The organism is Actinomadura rubrisoli (assembly GCF_004349215.1).
Classification (GTDB): Bacteria; Actinomycetota; Actinomycetes; order Streptosporangiales; family Streptosporangiaceae; genus Spirillospora; species Spirillospora rubrisoli.
The window spans coordinates 1-4,754 of the sequence record NZ_SMKU01000512.1 but is presented as its reverse complement, the minus strand read 5'-3'; the positions used below and the strand labels follow the sequence as shown (position 1 = coordinate 4,754).

The 4,754-nt window shown below is 73.5% G+C and carries 4 protein-coding genes; 2 read left to right on the top strand and 2 right to left on the bottom strand.

Annotation, left to right across the window (positions count from 1 at the left end; genetic code table 11):
• Positions 1 to 130: 130 nt before the first annotated feature.
• Together E1298_RS44240 and E1298_RS44235 are read right to left on the bottom strand one after the other, a co-directional pair.
• Entirely contained in the window at positions 131 to 1,513 is a 1,383-nt protein-coding gene (locus E1298_RS44240; protein WP_131903359.1) for a metallopeptidase TldD-related protein, read from the bottom strand.
• Positions 1,510 to 3,009, bottom strand: coding sequence for a TldD/PmbA family protein (locus tag E1298_RS44235; RefSeq protein WP_131903358.1), 1,500 nt, complete (start codon positions 3,007 to 3,009; stop codon positions 1,510 to 1,512). Before E1298_RS44235 ends, E1298_RS44240 begins: the two co-directional genes overlap by 4 nt.
• Before the next feature lie 203 nt (positions 3,010 to 3,212).
• Between E1298_RS44235 and E1298_RS44230 the strand changes: the two genes are divergently transcribed.
• Both E1298_RS44230 and fabI read left to right on the top strand, forming a co-directional pair.
• Positions 3,213 to 3,917, top strand: a complete 705-nt coding sequence (locus tag E1298_RS44230; protein ID WP_131903357.1) for a beta-ketoacyl-ACP reductase — start codon at positions 3,213 to 3,215, stop codon at positions 3,915 to 3,917.
• Positions 3,918 to 3,922: 5 nt separating this feature from the next.
• On the top strand, positions 3,923 to 4,726 hold the full coding sequence (gene fabI, locus E1298_RS44225; protein ID WP_131903356.1) for an enoyl-ACP reductase FabI: 804 nt from the start codon (positions 3,923 to 3,925) through the stop codon (positions 4,724 to 4,726).
• The last annotated feature ends 28 nt before the right edge of the window (positions 4,727 to 4,754 follow it).

The window sequence follows — 4,754 nt, the reverse complement described above, 5'->3', positions numbered from 1 at the left end:
GGCCCCGGCCGTGACCCGCCGGGGGAGCCCCCCGCCGCGCCCGGAGGGCCGTCCGGCGCCGTCATGACGCGTCTGGCCGCCCCGCAGGGCGCCCGGCACCCCGGGGGAGGCGCCGGGCGCTCCGGGGCCGTCAGGACGCCTGAGAGACCGTCGACATGTTGAAGTCGCCCACCCTGACGGCGGGCATCGCGGCGCGGGTGAAGTAGTCCGACCACTCGCGCGGGAGCGTCGGGACCGTGCCGCCGACCTCGGCGAGCCGCGACAGCAGGTCGACGGGGCTCTCGTTGAACCGGAAGTTGTTGACGGCCCCGACGACCTCGCCGTTCTCGACGAGGTACACGCCGTCGCGGGTGAGGCCGGTCAGCAACAGGCGCTGCGGGTCGACCTCGCGGATGTACCACAGGCAGGTGAGCAGCAGGCCGCGCTCGGTGCGGGCGACCATGTCCTCCAGGGAGGCGCCGCCGCCGGGGCCCCTCATCGCGAGGTTGTCGATGCCCGGGGTGAGCGGCAGGCCGGTGCGCTCGGCCGAGTGGCGGGTCTGGGTGAGCGAGGTGAGCGCGCCGTCGGCGATCCAGTCGGTGGCGCCCAGCGCCAGGCCGTTGTCGAACACCGACGACTCGCGGCTGGAGGCGTGCGCGATGACGAACGGGGCGCACTCCAGCCCCGCGGCGGACGGGTCGCTGGACAGCGTGACGGGCAGGCTCGCGAGCCGCTCGCCGACGCGGGTGCCGCCGCCGGGGGCGCTGAACACCGTCCGGCCGTCCTGGGCGTCCTGGGCGCCCGCCGACCAGTACAGGTAGATCATCAGGTCGGCGACGGCGCTGGGCGGCAGGATCGTCTCGTACCGCCCCGCGGGCAGGTCCACGCGCCGCTCGCCCCAGTCCAGGCGCCGGCCGAGGTCGCCGGTCAGCGCGGCGACGTCCACGTCGGTGAAGTCGCGGGTGCCGACGCCCGCCCACGCCGAGCCGCCCGCGCCCTTGGCGTTGAGCTCCACCAGCCCGGTCGGCTGGTCGTGGCGCAGCCGCAGCCCGGCGGAGTTGCCGAGGAACGTGGAGGTCAGCGTGTGGTTGGCGAACCCGTACAGGCGCCGGCCGCCGGCCTGCGCGGCGGCGAACGCCTCGCCGAGCGCGGGCGCGAAGCCCTCGAACACCCCGATGCCGGTCTCGGCGGGGTCGTCGTCCCAGCCCGCGGCGGGGCCGCCGGAGACCAGGGGCGCGGCGTCCTCGGCGGGCTCGTTGCCCGCGGCGTCGGCCTCGGCGGCGCGGACGAGGTCCTCGATCCCGCCGGCGTCGACGGCGGCCCGCGACACCACGCCCGCCGCGACGCCGTCCCCGGTCCCGCGCAGCGCGATGACCGTCAGCCGGTTGGAGCGCGTGACGCCGTTGGTGGTGAGGGTGTTGCCGGCCCAGCGCAGGTTCGCGGTGCTGGTCTCCTCGGCGATGACGACGCACTCGTCCGAGCGCGACAGGGCCAGGGCCCGCTCGACGGCCTCCTGCGGCTTGACGACGCTCACTGGCCGGCCTCCTTCAGCGCGTTGAGGATGTTGACGCCGCGGAACAGCGCCGACGGGCAGCCGTGGCTGACGGGCGCGACCTGCCCCGGCTGGCCCTTGCCGCAGTTGAACGCGCCGCCGAGCACGTACGTCTGCGGGCCGCCTACGGCCTCCATGGAGTTCCAGAAGTCGGTGGTGGTGGCCTGGTAGGCCACGTCGCGGAGCTGTCCGGCGAGCCGCCCGTTCTCGATGCGGTAGAACCGCTGGCCGGTGAACTGGAAGTTGTAGCGCTGCATGTCGATCGACCAGCTCTTGTCGCCGACGATGTAGACGCCGCGCTCGACGCCGGAGATGAGCTCGTCGGTGGACGGGCCGCCGTCGGCCGGCCGGAGCGAGACGTTCGCCATCCGCTGGATCGGCATGCTGGACGCCGCGTCGGCGAACGCGCAGCCGTTGGAGCGGTCGGCGCCGGTCAGGCGGGCGATGCGCCGGTCGGTCTGGTAGCCGGTGAACAGCCCGCCGGTGATGATGTCGAACGACTGGGTCTGGACGCCCTCGTCGTCGTAGCCGATTGTGGCCAGCCCGTGCTCGGCGGTGCGGTCCCCGGTGATGTTCATGACCTTGGACCCGTACCGCAGGCTGCCGAGCTTGTCGGGGGTGGCGAACGAGGTGCCCGCGTAGGCGGCCTCGTAGCCGAGCGCCCGGTCCAGTTCGGTGGCGTGCCCGATCGACTCATGGATGGTCAACCAAAGGTTGGACGGGTCTATGACGACGTCGTAGACGCCCGCCTCGACCGACGGCGCGGCCAGCTTCTCGGCGAGCAGCTCGGGGATGCGGGCCAGCTCGCCGTCCCAGTCCCAGTGCGCGCCGGTCAGCCACTCCCATCCGTGGCCCGCGGGCGGCGCGAGGGTGCGCATCGTGTCGAACCTGCCGTCGGCGAGCCCGACGGCGTCGACGACCGGGTGGAGGCGGACGCGCTGCTGGGTGGTGACCGTCCCGGCGAGGTCGGCGAAGAACTTGTTCTCCTTGACCTGCAGCAGGGTGGCGTCGACGTGGTCGACGCGGTCGTCGGCGAGCAGCCGGCGGCTCCAGTCGGCCAGCAGCGCCACCTTGTCGCCGGTCGGGACCTCGAACGGGTCGGTCTCGTAGGAGGACACCCAGGTCCGCTCGCCGTGGACGGGCTCGGGCGCCAGCTCGATGGGCTCGCGGTTGACGGCGCCGGCGACGGCGGCGACCTCGACGGCCTGCGCCGCGACGCGCGCGGCCCCCTCGGGCGTCAGGTCGATGCCGGCGGCGAAGCCCCAGGTGCCGTCCTTGACGACGCGGACCGACAGGCCGAGGTCGTCGGCGTCCCGGGAGGTCTCCAGGGCGGCGTCGGCGAGGCGGAGGGTCTGGCTGCGGATGCGCTCCAGGCGGAAGTCGGCGTGCTCGGCGCCCAGCTCCCGGGCCCGGCTCAGGGCCGCGTCGGCCAGCGCGCGCAGCGGCAGCGCGGTGAAGGCGGGATCGATTTCATGCACCTTCGGCAACCTACCGGCAGGGCGCGCAGGACGGCCCGAACAAACCCGGGTCAGCGGATCTTGTCGGGATGGCACATCCTCATTCGCGGCGGCGGCCCGCTAGTGTCCCATGCTGTCGTCGCCGGACGACAATGGGACGGCGGGACGGGGGCCGTGCGCGGCCGCCGCCGAACCGGTCCACAGCAGACAACGAGAGGGTCGTGATGAGTCGCTCAGTCCTCGTGACCGGGGGTAACCGGGGCATCGGCCTGGCCATCGCCCGCGAGCTCGCCGCGGCGGGCGACGCGGTCGCCGTCACCTACCGGTCCGGCGAGCCCCCAGAGGGACTGTTCGGCGTCCGGTGCGACGTGACGAGCACCGAGGACGTGGACGCCGCCTTCGGCAAGGTCGAGGCCGAGCAGGGCCCGGTCGAGGTCGTCGTCGCCAACGCCGGGATCACCAAGGACACGCTCCTGGCGATCATGAGCGAGGAGGCGTTCACGTCCGTCCTCGACACGAACCTGACGGGCGCGTTCCGCGTCGCCAAGCGCGGCGTGAAGGGCATGATGCGCAAGCGGGGCGGCCGCATCGTGCTGGTCTCGTCGGTGGTGGGGCTGCTCGGCTCGCCAGGGCAGACCAACTACGCCGCGTCCAAGGCGGGCATGGTCGGCTTCGCCCGGTCCCTCGCCCGCGAACTCGGCTCCCGCAACATCACGGTGAACGTGGTCGCGCCCGGGTTCGTCGACACCGACATGACCGCGGCGCTGAACGAGGACCAGCAGAAGGCCATCACCGCGTCGATCCCGCTGGGCCGGATCGCGCGGCCGGACGAGGTCGCCAAGGCCGTCCGGTTCGTGGCGAGCGAGGACGCCGCCTACATCACCGGCGCCGTGATCCCCGTCGACGGCGGCCTGGGAATGGGGCACTGACGGCCATGGGAATCCTCGAAGGCAAGCGGATCCTGGTCACCGGCGTCCTGACCGACGCGTCCATCGGCTTCCACGTCGCGCGGATCGCGCAGGAGCAGGGCGCCGAGGTGGTGCTGACCGCCTACCCGCGCCCGACGCTGACCGCGCGCACCGCCAAGCGGCTCCCCTCGGGCCCCGACTCCCCGCCGCCGGTGCTGGAGCTGGACGTGACGGACGCCGGACAACTCGGCGCCCTGGCGGGGAACCTGCGCGAGCTGGGCTTCGACCGGATCGACGGGATCATGCACGCCATCGCCTTCGCGCCGCAGAACGCGCTCGGCGGCAACTTCCTGGAGACCGAGTGGGAGGACGTGGCGACCGCCGTGCACGCCTCCGCGTTCTCGCTGAAGTCGCTGACGATGGCGTGCCTGCCGCTGATGAAGGAAGGCGGCTCGGTCGTCGGCCTGGACTTCGACGCCACCAAGGCGTGGCCGGTGTACGACTGGATGGGCGTCGCCAAGGCGGGCCTGGAGTCGTGCGCCCGCTACCTGGCCAAGTACCTGGGCCCGAAGGGCATCCGGGTGAACCTGGTCGCCGCCGGGCCGCTCGCCACGATGGCGGCCAAGAGCATCCCCGGGTTCGAGGGCATGACGGAGATGTGGCCGCATGTGGCCCCGCTCGGCTGGGACATCAAGGACAGCGAGCCCACCGCGCGCGCGTGCGCGGCGCTGCTGTCGGACTGGTTCCCCGCGACCACGGGCGAGATCCTCCACGTGGACGGCGGTCTGCACGCCATCGGCGCGGCCTCGTCCCAGACGGCGGGCGCCTGACCCCGCACCACCCCGCCCGCGCGTCAGC